Below are 19,717 nucleotides of genomic sequence, written 5' to 3' on the forward strand. Positions count from 1 at the left end.
CCTTGCCCGCGAGCGCGGCGTATCGGGTTGCCGGATGGGTCATGGCCAGGGGTACCCGCGGTGCCGGGCAATATCCTCCTCTATGCGCAGGGTAGCCCGGTCGAGCTCGGCCTGCACGTCCGCGCCGGCGATGATCGCTTCGACTGCCTCCGAGAATGCGTTGCGGATCGCGCCGTAGCCCGGCGTCGACGGCCGCGGTACGCCGGCACCGGCGGAGAGTTGCTGCGCAAAGACGCGCAAGGGGCCGCGCGGCCCGTAGAGCGGCGAATGTGCCAGGACGGAGCGTCGGCCCGGCACGGCGCCGTTGATGCCGGTCATGCGCACGATTTCGGCGCGGGACAGCAGATGCTCGATAAACTTCCATGCCCCGGCGGGATGCGGGCAGGTGCTGGAAATGGTCCAGTTCCACGAGCCCATGCCGGTCTTGATGCCGTGGCCGAAGTCCGGCAGGGGGATCAGGACCAGATCGTCGCCGAGCGCACGGCGATAGACCGGGTACTTCCAGTGCCCGATCCACGACAGCGCGGCACGCCCGGTCTCGAAGTCGTCGGGTCGGTCGTGCACGGCGCGCGCCCATCCGCGCGCGAACCACTGCTGGAAGCGTTTCATTGCCGCGACCGAGTTCGATCCGTTGAGAATGCCGCGCGGCGATCGGTGGTCGGCACGGTCGACGAGATCGCCGCCGAAGCCTTGCAGGATGGGGGCATAGGCATAGCTGTAGAACTCGCTGCTGCGCACTTGGGTGTTGAAGCTGAGGGGGTAGTCGACGTCCTCGAGTGTGGCGAGCCGCTCCAGGGCCTCCTCGAACTCGGCCAGGGTCCAGGGTTCGTCGACGGTGGCGATGCGCACCCCGGCGGCCTGCAGGTGGTGGCGGCTGCCCCACAGCGCCAGGCCCGAGTCGAACTGCGCCAGACTGTACAGGTGCCCACCGTAGCGGCCCTGCGCCACGATCGAGGGCAGCAGGTCGTCGAGCAGCTCCCGCGGGACGAAATCATCGAGCGGTTGCAGGTAGCCCGGCCACGCGAAGGTGTAGACGAAAGGTCCGTCGACTTCGAGCACGCAGGGCAGCGTGCCGGTCATCGCGGCGGTCTGCACGCGATCCTCGTAGTTCCGGTAGATGGAGGGAAAGACCTCGGCGCGGAAACCGCGCTGGCTGCGGTTGAAGGTTTCGGCCGCGTCGTGCAGTGCCTCGAACTCGGCGGTGAATGCCGCGCTGTGCGTCCACACGCTGATCGTGACGGGCGCCCCGGTCCGGCCCTTGGCCGCGGCCGGGCCATGGCCCGACGTGAGCAGGGTGATAGCGAGGGCGGCCGCGACGGCGAGCGAGGCCGGCCGTCTGCTAGAAATCATGGCGGAGGGTGACGAGGACGCTGCGGCCGTTGATCGAGCGTGCGGTGTTCACGCCGTCCGCGGTGACCCCGGCGGCGGCGTTGGGCGCCTCGGTCAGGCCGATGGTGTCGAACAGATTGTGGCCGTGGACCGAGAGCCGCAGGCCCCTGGCCAACTCGTAGGACACGTAGGCATTGACCTGGGTGAAGCCGGGGAGGACGAAACCGTCGCCCATCGGTGAACGGGTCTGACCGATGGCGTTCACCCCGGCGCCGAAGCGCGCGGCGTCGTAGGTGAGGCTGAGCTGGTAGATGAGGCGCGGATTGATCTGCTGGCCCTCGTTGGCGGGGTTGATCTCGTCGCGCGTGACCCGCCCGCGCGTATAGGTGAGGCCGCCGCTCGCGCCGAAGCGGCCGCGGTACCAGGCGGCCTCGAGTTCGACGCCGCGGGCGACGAAGCTGCGGTCGGTAAAGCGCGTCGTCACCGAGGTCACGTCCTGGTCGGTGACCGTGGTCGTGGCCTGGAACAGCGTGGCGAAGATGCGTGCCCCCTGGCCCTGCCACTTCAATCCGCCCTCGATCTGGCGGACGCGGTTGATCGCCACCCGCGCGTCGACGCTGCCGTCCGCCTGCACGCCGCCGCCGAACAGCAGCCGGTCGGCGTTCGCCCGGCCGCCCTCGCTGGCCCGCCCGAAGACGGCGAGGCCCGGGCGCAGCAGGTAGTTGATGCCGAGGGAATAGGAGGTGTAGCGATGGGTGTAGTCCACCGGCAGGGAATTGCGGCGCTCGGCGACCGGCACGTCCTCCTCGGGTATCTGGATCGAGCCGTCGCCGTCGACATCCATCGTCCTGGTGCCGCTCGCGCTGGTGTAGCGCCCGGAGGCGCGGGCGATGTCGTAGCGCAGGCTGGCATCGACGTTGTAGGGGCCGCGTTCCCAGTTCACCGCGAGATAGGGGGCGTCGGTCTGATAGCGCACATCGAGGCTGCGCACGCAGCAATTGCCCCAGAAAGGCTCGCCGTAAGCGACGAGGCCGTTCTGGGTGACGACCCGGCCCTGCGCGTCGACCACGTCGAGCAGCGCGGCATCCTTGCCGCGGACCTCGAGCAGATAGGTGTTCCAGTGCCAGTCCTGGACGATGTCCTGGCGCGACTTGAACCAGCCGGCGGTCACCGCGGTGGTGCCCGCGGCGGCGCTGCCGAAGGTCCTGGTGAGCTGGAGATCATTGGCGACGTTGCCCATATCCTCGAGGGTGGTGTTGAACAGATGGGTCCGCACCGCGAGACCATTGCCGTTCAGGCTATCCGGATCGGCAATGGTCTGCCCCGCCCGCGGGCCGGTGGCGTAGCGCAGCGTCGCACCGGCGCCGCCGATGTCGCTCGCCAGCGTGGTGGCGCGCGCCACCTGTGCCGGGTAGGGGCCGATGAAGCCGCCCGAGGTGGCGGCGATGCGGAACTTGTTGTCGATCTTCCAGCCCGCGCCCAGATCGAACGAAGCCTCGCCGCCGAAGGCCTGGCTGCGGGAATCGTAGCCGTCGGCGATATCGGTGGAGATGCGCTTGCCGTCGGTGCCCACCGCGAGATCGCGGCGCCAATGGCGCGACTGCATGGCGCCGTCCCGTACGTCGAAGCCGGGCAGCGACTTCACCCGCGGATCCGAGTTGGTCGCGGTAATGGAGACGGGCACCGGCAGATAGACCGGGGCATTGTCCTCCAGCACCTTGAAGTTGAAGCGGATGTAGCCGTTGCCGAACGCGCGTGTCATGTTGCCCTTGAGCTGGCCGCCCGACTCGGCGGTATAGCCTACGGTGCGCGGGCCTTCGCCATTGCGATGGAAACCGCCGAGGTGGAAGCGCCAGTCCGCGCTCAGCGGTCCGCCGTAGGCGAAATCGACCCGCGTCTGGTCGAAGTCTGCGCCGCGCGAGAGCCCCACGCTCCCGCCGGCGACCTCCCCGGTCCGGCTGATGAAGTTGATGACGCCGCCGGGCGCGTTGCTGGCGAAGGTGGCGGCCGCGCCGCCGCGGATCACTTCCAGTCGGTCGAGGGTGTAGTCGACGCGGACGAAGGTGTCGGCGGTGGCGAAGTTGATGTCGCCGAAATCGAGCACCGGCAACCCGTCTTCCTGGAACTGCATGAGTTTGGCGCCACCGCTTTGCGGCAGGCCACGCGCCGAGACGTTGGCATTGCCTTCGCCGCCCGAGGCCTGGGCGAGGATGCCGGGAACGTTGCGCAGGATGTCGGCGGCGTTGCCCGGTGCCGACTGGCGGATATCCTCGGGATAGAGAACGCTGCCCGATGCGCTCGAACGGATGCGGGTGAGCGGATTGGAGGTGGCGGTGACCACCACCGCGTCGAGCGGGTCGTCGCCGCTGCCAGTTGCCGCCGCCGCTTCTTCCCCGTGCCCCGCGTCGCCGGCGGGCACGTCCGCCGCCGGGTCCACCGCGTGGGCCAACCCACCGATCAGGATCGTCGCTGCCGTGAGAAGGCGGTGGGTGAGAGGTGCGCGAGCTCGCATGATCCCGGCCTGCCGATGGTGGCCTGCAAAGATAACCCCATCCGCGGCGCAAGGAAATGGACTTCGTCACGATCGGCCAGGGGGCGGGCGAGATGGGCGGTTCGAGACCGTGGTTGCGGAACGCACGCCGGAGGTTTTTTGCCTCCTGAGGACGTACGCAGCGTCGCTACGCAATGACCCGCGGGTCGCCGTAGATGACGCGATGGGCGGCCAATGCAAGGGGCTGCCCGTGTGCGGGCAGCTATTTCTTGCTCGCAGACTCAGCACGATGACGCCGTAAGCGGATTCGAAGGCCGTGCGGCGCAAAGAGGGGCGCCGCGTGCGGTGTACAAGATGTCGGGCATATTTCGGGCAACACATCGGATGGCGCTAGTTGGCGCATCTATGGCATCAACTCGCGCCATTCTGGTCCGGGATGCGTAATTGCCCGATCGCGTATTGAAGTCTTTAATATTTACAATACATTACAAGCAGGCCACCGCCGGACGCAGGCCGCGCAGTGCGGACCACGGGCCGCAACAAGGAGATGGACCGGCAATGAACGATCGTTCGCATCAACCCGCGCGCAGTCGCATCGGCATCATCACCGGTTCGGGCCCGGAGGCAGGGGTGGACCTGTGGACCAAGGTGCTGCGCGCCAATCGCCAGTTGCTCGGGGCGCGCGGAACCTGCGTGCAGGCCGAGGTGCGGCGATGAAGCGGCGGATCTGCATTCTCTACACCGGCGGTACGCTCGGCATGAAGGCTTCGGCCGCAGGCTATAGACCCGACCGCGGCCTGACGCAGACGCTGGCCACCTGCCTGCCGGCGTCGGGCGAGGCGAACATGCCGCTGTGGGAAGTGTTCGAGTATGCGCAACTGATCGACAGCGCCGACGCGCAGCCGCATGACTGGCACACGATCGCCGCCGACATCGCGGCGCGCTACGACGCATTCGACGGCTTCGTCGTCATCCATGGCACCGATACCATGGCCTACACCGCCGCGGCGCTGTCGTTTGCGCTGGTCGGCCTGCGCAAGCCGGTGATCCTCACCGGTTCGCAGATTCCGCTGACTGCGCCGCGCAGCGATGCGCTCGGCAACCTGCTGGGCACCATCCTGATCGCCGCGCATCATCCGGTGCCGGAGGTTTGCCTGTATTTCAACGCCAGACTGCTGCGCGGCAACCGCGCGACCAAGCTGGCCGGAGCGGATTTCGACGCTTTCGACTCGCCCAATCATCCGCCGCTGGGGCGTGTCGGCATCGATATCTCGATCGACACCAAACAGGTGCTGGACATGCCGACGGCCGAAGCCTTCGAAGTGGTCGCACCGGGCGCGCATGAGGTGGCGGTGCTGCGTCTCTACCCGGGGCTGTCGGTGGCGCGCCTGCGGCGCATGCTCGAACCCCCGCTCGGCGGCCTGGTACTGCAGACCTATGGTGCCGGCAACGGCCCGGTGGGCTTGCCGGGTTTCCTCGACGGCCTGAACGAAGCCTGCGAAAGCGGCGTGGTCATCGTGAACCTGACCCAGTGCACGCGTGGCTCCGTCGATCAAGGCAAATACGCCACCGGCTCGGCGCTTGCCGCTGCCGGCGTGGTGGGCGGCTACGACATGACTGTCGAGGCCGCACTGACCAAACTCCATCATCTCCTTTCCCTCGGTCTCGCTCCCGAGGCGGTTCGGCGCCGCATGCAGGATGCGGTGTGCGGAGAACTCACCCAACCGGGCGCCGGTGGTGCCTGAAACGCCGGGTCGCCCGGACCCGAAAATCACGGGCAGTGAATGGTCTTGCTGTTCGGCAGCAGGGCCGGGTATGTGTCTCATTGAAGTGCAGTGCCCCCGCACCGATGCGGTCCGGTCGGTGCGGATCGCACAGTGTCTTTCTCAACCCCGGTGGCGGATCGTGGCGCATGCCATGACTCGTCTGGGTCGCCAGTTCGCGTCATGTACAGCCCGGTCACAAGGGATCTGGCTGGCGTGAGCCTGTCTCGACCGTAAGACAAAACATCAAATCATGGAGTCGCAGAGATGGAATACATCACGAAGGTATTTACCGTACTCGAAGACCTGACCTGGGGCTGGTCGCTGATCCCCATCCTGGTCATCTTCGGGGTGTTCATGACGATTGTGACCGGCTTCGTCCAGTTCCGGTTTTTCGGGCGAATGTTCCGCGTGCTGATGCCCAAATACCAGCATGCCGACCCCAACCAGATCAGCGCCCGGCAGGCACTGCTGATCTCGGTCGGCGGGCGTGTGGGCGGGGGCAACATCGCCGGCGTGGCGGTCGCGATCACGCTGGGCGGCCCCGGTGCGGTGTTCTGGATGTGGGCGATCGCGCTGGTCGGCATGGCGACCAGTCTGGTCGAATGCACCCTGGCGCAGGTCTATAAACGAACCAGCAGTGAAGGAACCTATCGTGGCGGCCCTGCTACCTACATCCGCCACGGCCTCGGCACCCAGTACGGCTGGCTCGGCGTGGTCTATGCGGTGTGCCTGATCGGATCCTTCGCCTTCGGCTTCAACGCCTTCCAGGGCAACACCATCGCCGGTGCGGTCAACGAGAGCCTGGGCATTGACCGCCTGTGGACCGGCGGCCTGCTGGCGGCGATCACCGGCTTCATCGTCTACGGCGGCATCAAGCGTATCGCCAAGGCGGCGGACGTGGTGGTGCCGGTCATGGCGCTGAGCTACATCGGCATCGCGCTGCTCATCATCGTGATGAACATCTCGGAGCTGCCGCGCGTGCTGTCGTCGATCTTCGCCAACGCCTTCGGTCTGGAAGAAGCGGTCGGCGGCGGCATGGGTGCGGCCATCTCCCAGGGCCTGCGTCGCGGCCTGTTCTCCAACGAGGCCGGCCTCGGCTCCGCACCCAACGTGGCGGCGACCGCGGACGTGCATCACCCGATCAGCCAGGGCATCACCCAATCGCTGTCGGTGTTCATCGACACCATCCTGGTGTGCTCGGCCACCGCGTTCGTGATCCTGCTGGGTGACGTCTATGTGCCGGGTGCCGAAGGCGTCAGCGGCGTGATCCTGACGCAGCAGTCGCTGGTGTCGCACCTGGGCGAGTGGACCAAGTACTACCTCACCTTCGCGGTCTTCCTCTTCGCCTTCAGCTCGATCATGTACAACTACTATCTGGGTGAGACTGCGCTGGTCGAACTGATCGACAATCCGACCGCGGTGCACATCCTGCGCTGGGCGGTGATCGGTATCGTGCTGCTCGGTGCAAGTGCGCCGGGTGCAACCTCGGTGTTCTTCTTCTCCGACCCGCTGATGGGCGTGCTTGCGCTGGTCAACCTGCTGGCCGTCCTGATGCTCTTCCCGGTGGCGATGCGGGTGCTCAACGACTATCGCCAGCAGCTGAAGGAAGGCAAGGAACGGCCGGTGTTCGACGCAGCGAAGTTCCCCGACCTCGACATCGACCGCAGCGCGTGGAAATAAACGGGTAGCGGCCCGGAAGGGCGGGTGGCGTGGTGCCTCCCGCCGATCAGGGCGCACCTGCAAGCGCTTCTCGCCCACCATATCCAAATTGGCAGGCGCGCCAACATCCCCTGCTCGCGACGGGAGCTGGGCCGGCTTCGGGAGTGTCAACCGCGCCGAGCCGCTTCGATCGCAGCGATGTCGATCTTTCCCATTTCCATCATGGCTTCGAACGCGCGCTTGGCCGCCGCCGGATCAGGATCGGCGATCGCGGCCATCAGGACGCGTGGCGTGATCTGCCACGACAGTCCCCATTTGTCCTTGCACCAGCCGCATGCGCTTTCCTGACCGTCGTTTTCGACAATCGCGTTCCACAAGCGGTCCGTTTCGGCCTGGCTGTCGGTCGCAACCTGGAACGAGAAAGCCTCGTTGTGTTTGAACGCCGGGCCCCCGTTCAGGCCGAGACAAGGGATGCCCATCACCGTGAACTCGACCGTCAAGACATCGCCCTGCTTGCCTGCCGGATAGTCGCCCGGCGCGCGATGGACCGCTCCCACCGCGCTGTCTGGGAATGTCCCGGCATAGAACGTCGCGGCGTCCAACGCAGTGCCGTCGTACCACAGACAAATCGTGTTCTTGCTGATCATCTTGGTTCTCCTGGATTGGGCGAGATACGCGCATTCAAGCCGCTCCGGCAGCCGGGCTTCTTCGGCAACTTGCCTACCATGGGGTGGCGCGCATTGCTCAACAACCGATGAACAATCAGGTTCCGATCAACAGCCAAGGAGCCTGTCATGGAATCCTACGAGCATCGGGAACCCTGGAACAAGGGAAAACTGGATGGGCGGAAGGACCCGCTCAAGCCTGAAGGCATCGGGGCCACCCGCATCCACCCGCAGACTGAACTCGAGAGGAGGGTCCTGGCTCTGTTCAACCTGGTCATCGACACTACGCTTCGCGGATGCGACCTCGTCAGTCTGCACGTTCGTGACGTGACCCATCTAAGCAAGAACGACCGCGCAACGCTGTCACCTGCGGGGGACGCCATCGAACAGGAGGTCTCAAGGTAGCGATTGTGCGAGTCCGTCGTTCTCAGTACGTACGATTTCCTGGATCGCCTTCATGACTGTCCGGCACGCCAGGGTGAGTTCTCCATGGGGCGACATGGAAAGGGCGATATGCCGTGGCACCGACGGCTCGACCAATCGCGCAGCTGCAAGCCGACATTCCTTGGCTGCGGCGGATAGGGCATAGGGCCCCAGCAACGCGTACCCGCCGCCGTCAGCGACTACGTGGGTCTGAAGTGTGAGGCAGTCCGCCTCCAACACCACATTGAGTGAGATGCCGTGCTGAGAACTGAGTTGGTCGAGGCGGTCACGCCAGCTATTCGGCCGACAGAAGAGGACAAGTGGCAGTTCGTGCAAGGCGGCAAACGGAACCGTCGCCTCCGCCGTGAGCGGATTGCCGGCGGGTCCAACGACATACGTTTCCGTTTCGACCAGGTAGATGTCGCCATTGCGAGCGGTGGAACTGTGTCGAAACAGAATCGCCAGATCCAGATACCCGTTCTCGAGCCACGTTTCGAGTTGTGCTCCCTGTCCTTCCCGAACAACGAGCTGGATCATGGGAAACAGCGACTTGAGTCGGAAATACAGTTTGCTGATCAGGGGGTGCGCGGTCGAAGGCAGGATGCCGAGCCGTACGGTGCCAATCGGGGTTCCAGCTGTTTCTCGAATGTCATTGGATAGCTGATCGGTGCTCGCCAACCAGGTCCGTACCTTGGGGGCGATACGCTCGCCCAGCTCGGTCAGGACGACCCCCCGCCCCGTGCGCTGAAACAATCTACCTCCGCACTCCCGTTCAAGGTCGCTGATCTGCCGACTGACGTGAGGCTGACTTGTTCCGTAGGCAACGGCCACCTTGCTGAGGCTACCGAGTTCAGCGGCGTCAATGAAGAGTTTCCAAGTGTTGTAGTTCATACACGACCGCACCTTGATATGTCTGAAAAGTATACCTGAAATGCCGGAAATTCCTCTTCTGGCATAGCAAATCCATCTCTAGACTTGCCTTCAAGCTTACCGGAACAGAGATATCTGCCCGATGAGCTGCAAATCAAGCCGAAGTCGGAAAGCTGATTGACGACTGAAATGCCTTGAATAAATACAAAGGTGGAGACAAGTGATGAAAAATAGTCAAAAGACGTCTTGCGCGCTGCTTGCAGGCCTGATCAGTAGCGTGCCGGTCGGTGGTGCGCTGGCCGCAGAATCCGTGGATATCTACGGCGTTATTGGCATCCATGCTGGCAGCATCAAGCGAAGTGGCGAGGCTGAATCGTCGCGGGTCATCAACGGTGGTGGACTGCAGACTTCTTTCCTGGGTTTCAAGGGGCAGGAAGACCTTGGCAATGGACTGAAGGCGCTCTTCGCGCTGGAGGCTTTTTTCCGACCGGATACCGGTGAGTCTGGTCGCAGCGCGACGGACCCGTTCTTCTCTCGCAATGCCTGGGTGGGGATCGAAGGCGGGTTTGGACGTGTCAGCCTCGGCCGCCAGACCAACCCCACCTATGCGGTGATGTCGCAGTTGAGCCCATTTGGCGCCTCGGTGGTCTTCTCACCCCTTACCGTTCAGTCCTTTGTATTGCCCTATGGGCGCAACATCCTCGGCGACTCGGTCTGGAACAACGTCGTCAAGTATGCGACGCCAAACCTGCAGGGCTTCCAGGGCTCCTTGCTCTATGGATTGGGCGAGGTCGCGGGCAAAAGCGGCTACGCGAATACCGGGGCACACGCGACTTACCGTTCGGGCAAGTTCATGGGCGCGGTCTCGGTACAACGGGTGCGCATGAACGTCACGACCGCGCTCGCGGAGCCCCAACGCGCCTGGCTGGCGGGCGCAACCTACGATTTCGGTCCGGTCAAGCTTCACGGCAGTACTGTCCGCACGCGCATCGATGACGGCGCTTCCACCCGTCTCTACGATCTGGGGCTGTCGGTGCCGGTCTCGGCGCCCGGCAAGCTGTTGCTCGAGACCGCCCATTCGCGGATCGACGTTCCGAACGTGGCCGATGCGCGCCGTACCACCACCTCGTTTGGCTATGACCACCGCCTGTCCAAGCGTACCGATGTGTACGCGGTCTACTCGCTTGACCGGAAAACCGGAGCGTCGTCGGCGAACTCGGTCGCAGTCGGCATTCGCCACCTGTTCTGAAAGTGGCGCGCACCCAGGGAACATTGGCGACGAGTGTGTTCTTCAAGCTTGCGTTTCTCTGGCGCGCCCCGCCCATTTTTGCTCAAGAAACCGAGCCGGAACTGGAAACGATATACCTCCCATTCTCCGCACTCCGACGACGTTTTCGAGCGAATCCGCGTGCAATAGCACGCAACCCGTTGATGCGGGCGGCAAGCACCATCGGTCGCGTGTCCCTCGCATCGTAAGTAATATTTCTTGACTCAAGGAACTGACATGAAAGAGATCGATCTCCGTGGCCTCGTCCCCGCTCCAGTAACGCCCTTCACCCGCGATGGCGCCGTCGATTACGACGCGATCAAGCGCATCGGCAAGTGGCTGGGCGGTATCGAAGGCGTGAAGGGCCTGACCGTGCTTGGTCACGCCGGCGAGGGCACCTTCCTCGAACGCGATGAGCAACTGAAGGTCATCGAAGTCTTCCGCGACTCGGTGGGTGATCAGCTGCCGATCATCGCCGGTATCACGCTCGAAGGCACCGCCGTAGCAGCCGAAGAAGCCAAGCGCGCCGTCAGCGCGGGCGCTAGCGCCGGTCTGGTGTATCCGTCCCACGGCTGGTTGCGCTTCGGTTACCAGAAGGGCGCGCCGCAGGATCGCTACAAGGCCATCTACGAAGCAAGTGGCCTGCCGCTGATTCTGTTCCAGTATCCGGATGTCACCAAGGCCACCTACAGCCTGGAAACCATGCTCGAAATCGCTGCCCTGCCCGGCGTGTTCGCGATGAAGAACGGGGTGCGCAACATGCGTCGCTGGGACACCGAGATCCCTGTTATCCGCAAGGAGCGTCCGAACCTGCAGATCATGACCTGCCATGATGAGTACCTTCTGCACACGATGTTCGATGTCGATGGTGCGCTGGTCGGTTACGGCTGCATCGCGCCCGAGCCCCTGATCGAGATGATCGCCGCCGGTAAGGCAAAGGACTACGCCAAGGCGCGTGCGCTGCACGACCGCCTGCTGCCGGTGACGAAGAATGTCTATCATCGCGGCTCGCATATGGAAGGCTCCGTCGCACTCAAGTGGGCGCTTGTCGCCCGCGGCATCCTTGAGCACGCCGAGGTTCGCTCGCCGCTGCTCCCGCTCGATCCGGGCGCCGAAAAGGAAATCGCCGACGCGATGCGTGCGGCCGGTCTGGGCCGCGTGCTCTAACTCGGTCGAAGTGGATCCCGCAAGCTTCGGGATCCACTTCCCTCACAACGGACAACACGCGCACCGAGGCGGCTAGACCTCGCGACGTACTGTTTCCAGGAATCACCGCAATCCATTGAGGAGACAAGAAATGCGAGACATTTCAAGAACGCTTGCCCGCTGGTCAACAGCATTCCTGCTGGGTGGCGCGGTCACGTTCTCGGCACACGCCGAGACCATCCGTATCGGCGCCATGCCTGTCGGATCTGGCTGGTACGTCGCTGCAGCTGCAGTAAAGAAGACGCTCGAGGAAACGGGAACCGGCCTCTCCGCAGAAGTTGTTGCCCGAGGGGGCGGAGTGGCAAACCCGATGGTGGTTCAACAGGGCAAGGCGCAGATCGCCCTCTCGAACGTGGCAACCTCGCAATGGGCCATGAAGGGAGAGCTTCTCTACGCCGGGCAGAAGGCGCCCGATATCCGCTCGCTCGTGGGTGGACTCAACCCGGTCTTCATCGGCGCGATCGTTCGCAACGAGTACCTGAAGGAGAACGGCTTCAAGACGCTGAAGGACATCCTCGAATCCGGCAAGCCGGTGACCATCATGATGAAGCCGCCGGGCTCGAACATTCCGCCTGCGGTGGATGCGATCCTCAAGGCGCATGGAACCAGCGTGGAGAAAATCAAGGCTGACGGCGGGAGCATCCTGCAGATCGATTCATCCCAGATGGCGAGCATGATCCGCAGCGGACGTGCGGACCTTTACTTCGATACCATCCTGCGCGGTCACCCCACCATTCAGGAGATCAGCCTGACCGGGGATGTGAGCTTCATCGACCTGTCTCCGGAAGCGACCGCTGCGTTGGCCGAGATCGGCATCGTCAAGGACGAGATACCCAAGTGGTTCGATATCCAGAAGGAAAGCACGATCGGCGGAGACTACGGCACGCACCTTATCGCGCATAAGGATGTGTCCGACGAGGTGGCCTACAAGATCACCAAGGCGGTGGTTGAGCACATGGACAAACTGGCCGCCGACTTTCCGGCCTGGAAGGCCTTCGTTCGCGAAAAGGCCGCGAGCCCCGAGAAGAACGGCATTCCGCTCCATCCCGGCGCCATCCGTTACTACAAAGAAATCGGCCTCCTTTGATTTCACGGACCGGCGTTCGCGCCGGTTCCCGAAATCCATCCGTAACGTACCGGGAAAAGAGAAATGGTCACCAACTTCAACTCAACGATGCGCGATCCGAAGACGTGGCTCGCGCTCGGGTTCATTACATTCCAGTTCTGGATTCTGTTCAACCCGCAGCAGCCTCACCTCGAAAGACCTGCGCATCTCGTCATCGCGCTCCTCCTGACTTTCCTGGCCTTGCCGCTTTCCGGTACAAGACTGCCCAAACTCGTCGAGCGCAGCCTGGACGGACTGATTCTTCTCGCCACGGTTGCAGTGGGGGCCTACTACTGGCTTGAAATGCCGCGGCTTACGACGCGTATCGAGAACGTATCACCCATCGAATGGTACGACGTAGTGCTTGCCTGCACCCTGGTGTTGCTACTGCTCGAGGCCGTTCGGCGCACGGTTGGCATGATCCTGCTCGTGGTGATTCTTTGCTTCATGCTTTATGGCGCGTTCGGTTACCTGCTTCCCGGCGCAATCTCCTTTGCCGAGATCACCTTCGAAGAGTGGTCGGAAATTCTTGCCATGACCACCAGCGGGATCCTCGGCGTCACCACCGAGACCTCGGTGAGCTTTATTTTTTACTTTATCGTTTTCGGCGTGGTTTATAGCGCCGTCGGGGGCGGGCAGCTCTTCATCGACATCGCCATGCGGATGGTCGGCAAATCGCGCGGCGGCGGCGCCAAGGTTGCCATCGTCGGCTCCAGCCTGATGGGCACGATTTCGGGCAGCGCCGTGGCCAACGTCACCGCCACCGGGGTGTTTACAATCCCGCTCATGAGACGGACCGGCATGTCGGGTGAGCGCGCCGCGGCGACCGAGGCCATTGCCTCGACCGGCGGCCAACTCATGCCGCCGATCATGGGCATCGCCGCATTCGTGATGGCGGAACTGCTCGTCATTCCCTATGCACAGATAGCCCTTGCCGGTGTCTTCCCGGCGCTTGCCTTTTACTTTGCGCTGTTCGTCTCCGCCGATCTCCACGCCCGCAAGCACGGCGTTGGCACGCTCACTGACAAGGATTTTGCGGGTATTGCGCCGGTGCTGCCGCGCATTCACATGATCGCGCCGGTGATCGTGCTGGTGGCGGGGCTGATGATGGGTTACTCGGCCCAGATCGCGGTGACCCTCGCGACAGTGACCTGCCTGGTGGCCCCCTTTCTGCGTCGCGAGACGCACTATTCGCTGCGCGATCTGCCCGCAATGGTGATGGAAACGGGCAAGCAGGCGGCGATCATTGCGGTGCCAATCGCGGCCATCGGGATCGTGATCGCCGTGGCGATCCAGTCGAACCTCGCACTCAAGTTTGCTTCCGGTCTGATCTCCGTCGGTGGCGGTTCATATGCCGTGTCACTGATCCTGGTGATCCTCGGCTGCATCGTGATGGGAATGGGCCTGCCCACCGTGGCGGCCTACATCATCGGCGCCATCCTGTACGTTCCTGCGCTCGAAACCCTGGGTGTGGCACCGCTCCAGGCGCACTTCTTCGTGATGTACTTTTGCATTCTGTCGATGGTCACGCCGCCGGTCTCGCTGGCTTCGTTTGCGGCTGCGGGTGTCGCCAAGACCGATGCGATGAAGACGAGCATGGTGGCGTTCGGGATGTGTGCTGTCGCCTTCCTCATTCCCTTCGCGTTCATTGCGGACAAGGCCTTGCTGTTCCAGGGGTCGTATGCGGAGATCGCCGTTGCCGGTTCGGGTCTGCTCGTATCGACCGTGGTCTGGGCGATGGGACTCACCGGCTTCATTTCACGGGACATGAATCTGGCAGAGCGTGGGCTTCTGCTACTGTGCGGCGCGGCAGCGATGATTACCCCAACGGGGAGCCTCATCTGGTCCGTGTCCATGCTCACGAGCCTGATCTACGTTGCGCTGCATATCGTGATGGCGAGGCGGCGCCCGGTCCAGAAGGCCGTTACTGGAAAATGAAGCAATCCTTTTTTTGGAGGCTCTCGCCGTGACTGTTCAACCCCCCGATTCGTTCCTGTTTCCCCCCACGGTGCACAGCCTCACAATTAGCGACAGCGCGGTGCGTTTTCCGGTGCGGCGGGTGTATTGCATTGGCCGCAACTACGCCGACCACGCCCGTGAGATGGGCCACGACCCCGATCGCGAGCCGCCCTTCTTCTTTACCAAGCAGCCCGACAGCCTGTTGCCCAATGGCAGCGTGTTTGCCTATCCGCAGGCAAGCGCCGAGGTGCACCACGAGGTGGAGATGGTGGTGGCGATCGGCCGCGGCGGAGCCGACATCCCGGTCGAGTCGGCGCAGGAGCATGTGTTCGGCTATGCGGTGGGCCTCGACATGACCCGTCGCGACCTGCAGACCGAGGCCAAGCGCATGGGCCGGCCGTGGGAGATCGGCAAGGCCTTCGATGGTGCGGCACCGTGCTCGGCGATCGTGCCGGCGGCGCGCATCGGGCATCCATCGAGCGGTGCGATCTGGCTCGACGTCAACGGCGAGCCGCGCCAGCGCGGCGATATCGGCGACCAGATCTGGCGCGTGCCCGAGCTAATCGCCCACCTGTCGCGCTACTTTGTGCTCGAGGCGGGCGACCTGATCTTTACCGGCACGCCGGCGGGGGTGGGGGCGGTGAAGGTGGGCGACCGCCTGCACGGCGGTGTGGACGGCATCGGCACGATCACGATCGAGGTCGGCGCGGCGCTGTAATGTCGCCTCAGCCTGCCGGCCCCGGAGTACGCGGCTGGCCGGCGACGAAGGCTTCGATGTTGGCAATCAACAGATCCGCGAGGGTCTGCTGTCTTGGTCCGAGGCCCGGGCCGCACGCGGGGCCAGGATCACGTTGGGGCAGTTGGCGGATGCGGACGTGTGGGTCGGGAGGAAGGGCCGGTCGTCGAAGCTGCGGCAGACGGCACCCGACCCACTGCAGGCGGTCAAGCGCGCGTAGGCTCTACGGCAGGTTCCGCGCTTTAACGGTCACACAGCACCAGCCGCGTTGGCGATTACCCTGGATCTACCCGTTCGTGCAGTCGAAGCTGCTAGCTCCCTGTCGGAGAGCTTTACAGTTGAATATTGAAGAGCAAATCAGCAGGATCTAGATTTCTGATACAAAAGAAATTTTTTTTTGGCATGTATTTCGCTTCGTCGGCTTTGAGCGCTTGCTTCGGTGAGGTCCGCTCCGCCGTGGTCAAAACGTGAAAATGGGGGGATCAATGAAACCGAGATATCTGCTTAAGCATCTGGCGGCGGCCAGTCTAATGGTCTGCTCTGCCGCGTCACAAGCGGCAGTAGTGTTCAGCGACAACTTCGATGCCTCGGTGGCGGGGCTAAATGTTGTGCCGACAGGCTGGACTGTGAGCGACGGTACGGTGGACGTCGTGTCGGGTGGGTTCTGCGTGGCCGGTCAGTGTGTCGATCTTGACGGTTCGACCGGAGACGCCGGTATTCTGTCGCGTAGTTTCGGGCTGCTTGGCGGGGTAGACTATTTGCTGAGCTTCGATTTGTCCGGCAACAAGCGGGGTGGTACCGATGACGTCCTCATTACGTTCGGGACCTCGACACTCTTCTTCGATGACCTACTCTCCAGTTCCCCCTACACGGGGTACTCGCTTGGTTTCACGCCGGGCAGTGATGGCGTCTATTCAATTTCGTTTGCGAACGCCGGTGGCGACAACGTTGGCGCACTATTGGACAACGTCGTCATCACTTCGCTTGATGACGGGCCAACCGGGGTGCCCGAGCCCCATAGCGTTGCGCTGGCCGCACTAGCACTGGCCGGCTTGGCCTTCACACGCCGCAACAGGACTTAGTTGAACGGCTTCTTGAGCGAACCCGCCCACGTGGCGGGTTGTTGGTGTGATGCCGCCAGTATGAGCCTGCTAATGCGCGTAAGAATCCCGCAATAAGTTGATTGCAGCAGACGAAGTGAAGCGCACCAGCATCAAGATGAGCACTCAGGCCAAGGGCTGTCCTGATACAGCCACCACCATACCCCCGCATGCTCAGACCTGATCTAACCACGCTCGGAATTGCCATGGACGCTTTGCAGATGGACGGACAAATACCTGCACAGGCCAGGAGCAGGAAAGTGTGGCCGTGTTCTGACCGGCAGGTGTCTGGGTCGAGCTGACGCCCGACAGACCGGTCAGTTGGGGTGATGACCGGCAGCAGTTGGCCGGTCGCCTCCATTCAGTGGTGATACCACAGAGCCGACCGTCAGCTTGCGCGGAGAAGCTTGGGCGACAGCTTTCGGCGATGTCACCCTGTACGTGCAACCGGCTAGGAGCGGACATCCCCGGCGAACCACCAACTTGACGCGGACCCGACATTCAGCCAGGAATCTGTCCAGCTCACGCCTCGAGGCTCGCGCAGACGCGTTGCAGCAGTGCCCGCACTTCCTTGCCAAGCGCATGCACTTCCGGTTTGTCGACCAACTGCAATACAGCCTCGGGATCCATGAACGCAACCGTTATGGTTCCATCTGCTTCCTCGCGGACGACTACGTTGCACGGTAGTAACAAACCGACGTCGGGGTCGGCCTCGATCGCGCGGTGTGCAAGCGGAGGGTTGCATGCACCGAGGATGCGATACGGCCGGCGTTCGATATTGAGCTTGGTTTTCAGCGTCGCCTTCACATCGATATCGGTGAGCACGCCGAATCCTTCCTTTTTCAGGGCCTCGATGACTGTCGCGACGGCAGCATCGAACGGGAGCCTCAACTGAGTGCTGAATGCGTACATGGATCGGTTCCTTTCAGGTGATGGAACATTTGGGTCGGAGTCGAAATTTCATCTGATGATCACCAGGGTCACAGTTCGGAACCCGGTAGTCGGTCCTGCTACTTCGCGGGGCGGGCGTCGGGGTTCCGGGGGTCGGCCGTCATTCCCTGCTGGTCCATCATCATCTGCATCATGTCCACGCGCTTCTGCATCATCTGCATCTGCACGTTGGCGTCCGCCGGTTGCCCCTTCTGACCCATCATGCCGCCGCCCATGCCGCCCATCATCGCGCCCCCTTGCATCATCGGCTTCATCGTGACCATGCCTCGCTGCATTTCTTGTCGCTGCGCGTCCATCACCTTCTGGCGGTCCTCGGGTGTGGTGGCGCTGGTCATCTTGTCGTGCAGCGCCTACATTCTTTTCATGTGCTCGTCCATCTGACCCATATTGCCGCTCATGTTCATGGATGGGTCGGATTGTGTGGCCACGGCAGCGGGATTCTGTGCCGGGGTCTTCGCGTCCTGAGCCAAGGACACCCCCGCGCTTGCGGAAAGCAGAACCAAGGCACCGGCAATAGCTGCAAGTGATTTCTTCATGTGAATCTCCAGATGAACCGATTGACAAGCGGGCAACGCACGCGGATGGCGCGCGAGCCCTGAGGGAAGCAGCGTCCCATGGAACTGGCGGGTGCGCCGGCGGAGCGTCGGTGACGCGCTCGGCCGCTACGCCGGCTTACAACGTGAGGCAGACGAAGCGCAGGGAGAAGATCTGAGCCGGTGGCGGATGTCCATTCCGTACCAATCGGCGATTCGTCGCAGAAATCGGCCGCGACCCGAGCTCACTTTCCCCTTCCCTTCATGACCAGGACCACGACACCGACAAGCACGGCGACAAGCACGAGGGGCCCCCATACCCCGCCGTATCCACCCATCCAGCCCATGCCCGACGCGCCACCATTCATCATGTTTCCGTTCTGTGCAAATGCGACGCCGGCGGCCAGCTGAGACGCCGCACCAACAACAAAACCAAGCAAGGTCTTCATGAATTTTCCCAAGCGAAACGATGAAACCGGCAGACCGCATCGGCGAATGAAGCCTGAGACTGAAAGGTCGTCACGCCGCCGAGCGAATCTGTACCACGAGAGCCAGACTTCACACGCTCCCTCACCGGGCGCAGCTACCTTTTGGAACAATACTGATTCGGAATCTGTACCGACATTTTCACACTAGGCTCATCGGTCGCCGACGTCTGTGCGGCGGCCCACGCAACCCGGCTTCAACGGTGGGCTTCATCGAGGCGCAGGCGTCGTTGCCGGGAAAGTGCATCCGGGCGGCTTGCGTGCGCCTTTACCAGCATCAAGTAGCGTGTTTGACGTTCGACGAGAGTTGCAATCTGGCTACTGCGATTCCCGCACAGTAGATCACCTTCCCAGTGCCCTGGCACGGCCCGATCTTCCGCTATGGCAGGGCGCTCGCTGATCGATACCGCGTCTAGGATTCTGCGGCGATCATCTGAATTTTGAGTGTGATGACGTGAACGGCGCATTGCTCGTGTGCGCCGCAGATGTTGCAACAACTTCTTCTTCAAGACGCCTCAGGCTCAAATACACAGGCTGCGGTAGATGGTCTCGTGTGACACTTGGAAAGTCGCATCGTGCGGGTAAGTTCGTTTCAACCACCCAGCAATCTGCTCAGGTGACCATAGCCATTGGAGTTTCGCTGCCACGATGCGTGCCAACGTGCGGTTTTCAGCCAGTCTACAGATCTTGGGGCGACGTGTCCGATCCCAGGCTGCCTGGTTAGCCCGATAGCGTCCCTGACCGCCGTTTCGGTTGATTTCGCGGCCGATGGTGGAAGGGGCAAGTTCCAAGTGTGCTGCGATCGAACGGACCGAACAGCCCGCAACCAGTCCCCGCGAGATCTCTTCGCGTTCGGCTTGGGACGGCGCCAAGCGCGATGGTTAGAGCCGCATCATGTGACTTTTCCGGGACGACTCGAATCGAATCAGTAATCTGGACCTACCCATCAACTCGCACTGAAGCTTCAACCACCAGGCGCCTACCGTAGTCGCTTACGTCGAGCACATTGTTCAAGGGCGACCTGCATGAACACACTTGAAGTCCTGGCTGTTCGGAAAGGGGGCAACTCGATGGCGGGCGGGAGGCGATCTCCGTAGCGGGCGATCCATTTAGCAGGCGATCGGACTCTTGCCTGACCACCGTGTAGCACTCGCAGGTTCGCGCTTCCAGCC

At 62.9% G+C, this 19,717-nt stretch carries 18 protein-coding genes and 1 pseudogene; 10 read left to right on the forward strand and 9 right to left on the reverse strand.

Annotated features, from left to right (window positions below; translation table 11 throughout):
- Positions 1-39 precede the first annotated feature (39 nt).
- Both AC3A35_RS19555 and AC3A35_RS19560 read right to left on the reverse strand, forming a co-directional pair.
- Positions 40-1,350 carry an ABC transporter substrate-binding protein gene (locus tag AC3A35_RS19555; protein WP_487437954.1) on the reverse strand — a complete coding sequence of 437 codons (1,311 nt, stop codon included), beginning with the start codon at positions 1,348-1,350 and terminating at the stop codon, positions 40-42.
- Positions 1,340-3,841 (reverse strand): TonB-dependent receptor domain-containing protein, encoded by a 2,502-nt coding sequence (locus AC3A35_RS19560; protein WP_487437956.1) that lies wholly within the window; start codon positions 3,839-3,841, stop codon positions 1,340-1,342. The genes AC3A35_RS19555 and AC3A35_RS19560 overlap by 11 nt, the downstream gene beginning before the upstream one ends.
- A gap of 537 nt (positions 3,842-4,378) precedes the next feature.
- On the opposite strand from AC3A35_RS19560, the gene AC3A35_RS19565 reads away from it, so the two are divergent.
- The 3 genes from AC3A35_RS19565 (at position 4,379) to AC3A35_RS19575 (ending at position 7,266) form a co-directional block, all read left to right on the forward strand.
- Positions 4,379-4,537 carry a hypothetical protein gene (locus tag AC3A35_RS19565; protein WP_487437957.1) on the forward strand — a complete coding sequence of 53 codons (159 nt, stop codon included), beginning with the start codon at positions 4,379-4,381 and terminating at the stop codon, positions 4,535-4,537.
- Positions 4,534-5,565 carry an asparaginase gene (ansA, locus tag AC3A35_RS19570; protein ID WP_487437959.1) on the forward strand — a complete coding sequence of 344 codons (1,032 nt, stop codon included), beginning with the start codon at positions 4,534-4,536 and terminating at the stop codon, positions 5,563-5,565. Before AC3A35_RS19565 ends, ansA begins: the two co-directional genes overlap by 4 nt.
- Before the next feature lie 285 nt (positions 5,566-5,850).
- Positions 5,851-7,266: an alanine/glycine:cation symporter family protein gene (locus tag AC3A35_RS19575; protein WP_487437960.1), complete on the forward strand. Its 1,416-nt coding sequence runs from the start codon at positions 5,851-5,853 to the stop codon at positions 7,264-7,266.
- Positions 7,267-7,412: 146 nt separating this feature from the next.
- Here AC3A35_RS19575 and AC3A35_RS19580 read toward each other — a convergent pair whose 3' ends face one another.
- A complete protein-coding gene (locus AC3A35_RS19580; RefSeq protein ID WP_487437961.1) occupies positions 7,413-7,892 on the reverse strand; it encodes a VOC family protein in 480 nt (159 codons plus the stop codon).
- A gap of 147 nt (positions 7,893-8,039) precedes the next feature.
- Between AC3A35_RS19580 and AC3A35_RS19585 the strand changes: the two genes are divergently transcribed.
- Positions 8,040-8,315, forward strand: coding sequence for a recombinase XerD (locus AC3A35_RS19585; protein ID WP_487437962.1), 276 nt, complete (start codon positions 8,040-8,042; stop codon positions 8,313-8,315).
- On the opposite strand, the gene AC3A35_RS19590 is transcribed toward AC3A35_RS19585, so the two are convergent.
- Positions 8,307-9,224 (reverse strand): LysR family transcriptional regulator, encoded by a 918-nt coding sequence (locus tag AC3A35_RS19590; RefSeq protein WP_487437963.1) that lies wholly within the window; start codon positions 9,222-9,224, stop codon positions 8,307-8,309. The genes AC3A35_RS19585 and AC3A35_RS19590 overlap by 9 nt on opposite strands.
- Positions 9,225-9,426: 202 nt before the next feature.
- Between AC3A35_RS19590 and AC3A35_RS19595 the strand changes: the two genes are divergently transcribed.
- The 6 genes from AC3A35_RS19595 to AC3A35_RS19620 all read left to right on the forward strand — a co-directional run bounded on the left by AC3A35_RS19595 (position 9,427) and on the right by AC3A35_RS19620 (position 16,558).
- Positions 9,427-10,452 (forward strand): porin, encoded by a 1,026-nt coding sequence (locus AC3A35_RS19595; RefSeq protein ID WP_487437964.1) that lies wholly within the window; start codon positions 9,427-9,429, stop codon positions 10,450-10,452.
- A gap of 255 nt (positions 10,453-10,707) precedes the next feature.
- Complete coding sequence (locus AC3A35_RS19600; protein ID WP_487437965.1) at positions 10,708-11,637, forward strand: dihydrodipicolinate synthase family protein; 930 nt, start codon at positions 10,708-10,710, stop codon at positions 11,635-11,637.
- Positions 11,638-11,767: 130 nt separating this feature from the next.
- Positions 11,768-12,763 (forward strand): TAXI family TRAP transporter solute-binding subunit, encoded by a 996-nt coding sequence (locus tag AC3A35_RS19605; protein ID WP_487437966.1) that lies wholly within the window; start codon positions 11,768-11,770, stop codon positions 12,761-12,763.
- A 63-nt stretch (positions 12,764-12,826) separates the two neighbouring features.
- Positions 12,827-14,719, forward strand: coding sequence for a TRAP transporter permease (locus AC3A35_RS19610; RefSeq protein ID WP_487437967.1), 1,893 nt, complete (start codon positions 12,827-12,829; stop codon positions 14,717-14,719).
- A 28-nt stretch (positions 14,720-14,747) separates the two neighbouring features.
- Entirely contained in the window at positions 14,748-15,458 is a 711-nt protein-coding gene (locus tag AC3A35_RS19615; RefSeq protein WP_487437968.1) for a fumarylacetoacetate hydrolase family protein, read from the forward strand.
- 503 nt (positions 15,459-15,961) lie between these two features.
- Positions 15,962-16,558 carry a PEP-CTERM sorting domain-containing protein gene (locus AC3A35_RS19620; RefSeq protein WP_487437969.1) on the forward strand — a complete coding sequence of 199 codons (597 nt, stop codon included), beginning with the start codon at positions 15,962-15,964 and terminating at the stop codon, positions 16,556-16,558.
- A 540-nt stretch (positions 16,559-17,098) separates the two neighbouring features.
- Here the strand turns inward: AC3A35_RS19620 and AC3A35_RS19625 are convergent.
- From AC3A35_RS19625 to AC3A35_RS19645, 5 genes and pseudogenes are all read right to left on the reverse strand, one after another.
- Complete coding sequence (locus AC3A35_RS19625; protein WP_487437971.1) at positions 17,099-17,488, reverse strand: DUF302 domain-containing protein; 390 nt, start codon at positions 17,486-17,488, stop codon at positions 17,099-17,101.
- Positions 17,489-17,586: 98 nt separating this feature from the next.
- The gene (locus tag AC3A35_RS19630) at positions 17,587-17,862 is read right to left on the reverse strand and encodes a hypothetical protein (protein ID WP_487437972.1); all 276 of its coding nucleotides are present in this window, start codon (positions 17,860-17,862) and stop codon (positions 17,587-17,589) included.
- A 15-nt stretch (positions 17,863-17,877) separates the two neighbouring features.
- Positions 17,878-18,063, reverse strand: coding sequence for a hypothetical protein (locus AC3A35_RS19635; RefSeq protein WP_487437973.1), 186 nt, complete (start codon positions 18,061-18,063; stop codon positions 17,878-17,880).
- Positions 18,064-18,305: 242 nt separating this feature from the next.
- Entirely contained in the window at positions 18,306-18,509 is a 204-nt protein-coding gene (locus tag AC3A35_RS19640; protein WP_487437974.1) for a hypothetical protein, read from the reverse strand.
- Between the two features lie 302 nt (positions 18,510-18,811).
- Positions 18,812-19,402, reverse strand: a pseudogene (locus tag AC3A35_RS19645) (IS30 family transposase); the annotation flags it as partial.
- Positions 19,403-19,717 lie beyond the last annotated feature (315 nt).

The organism is Azoarcus sp. Soil_N_20 (assembly GCF_057656155.1).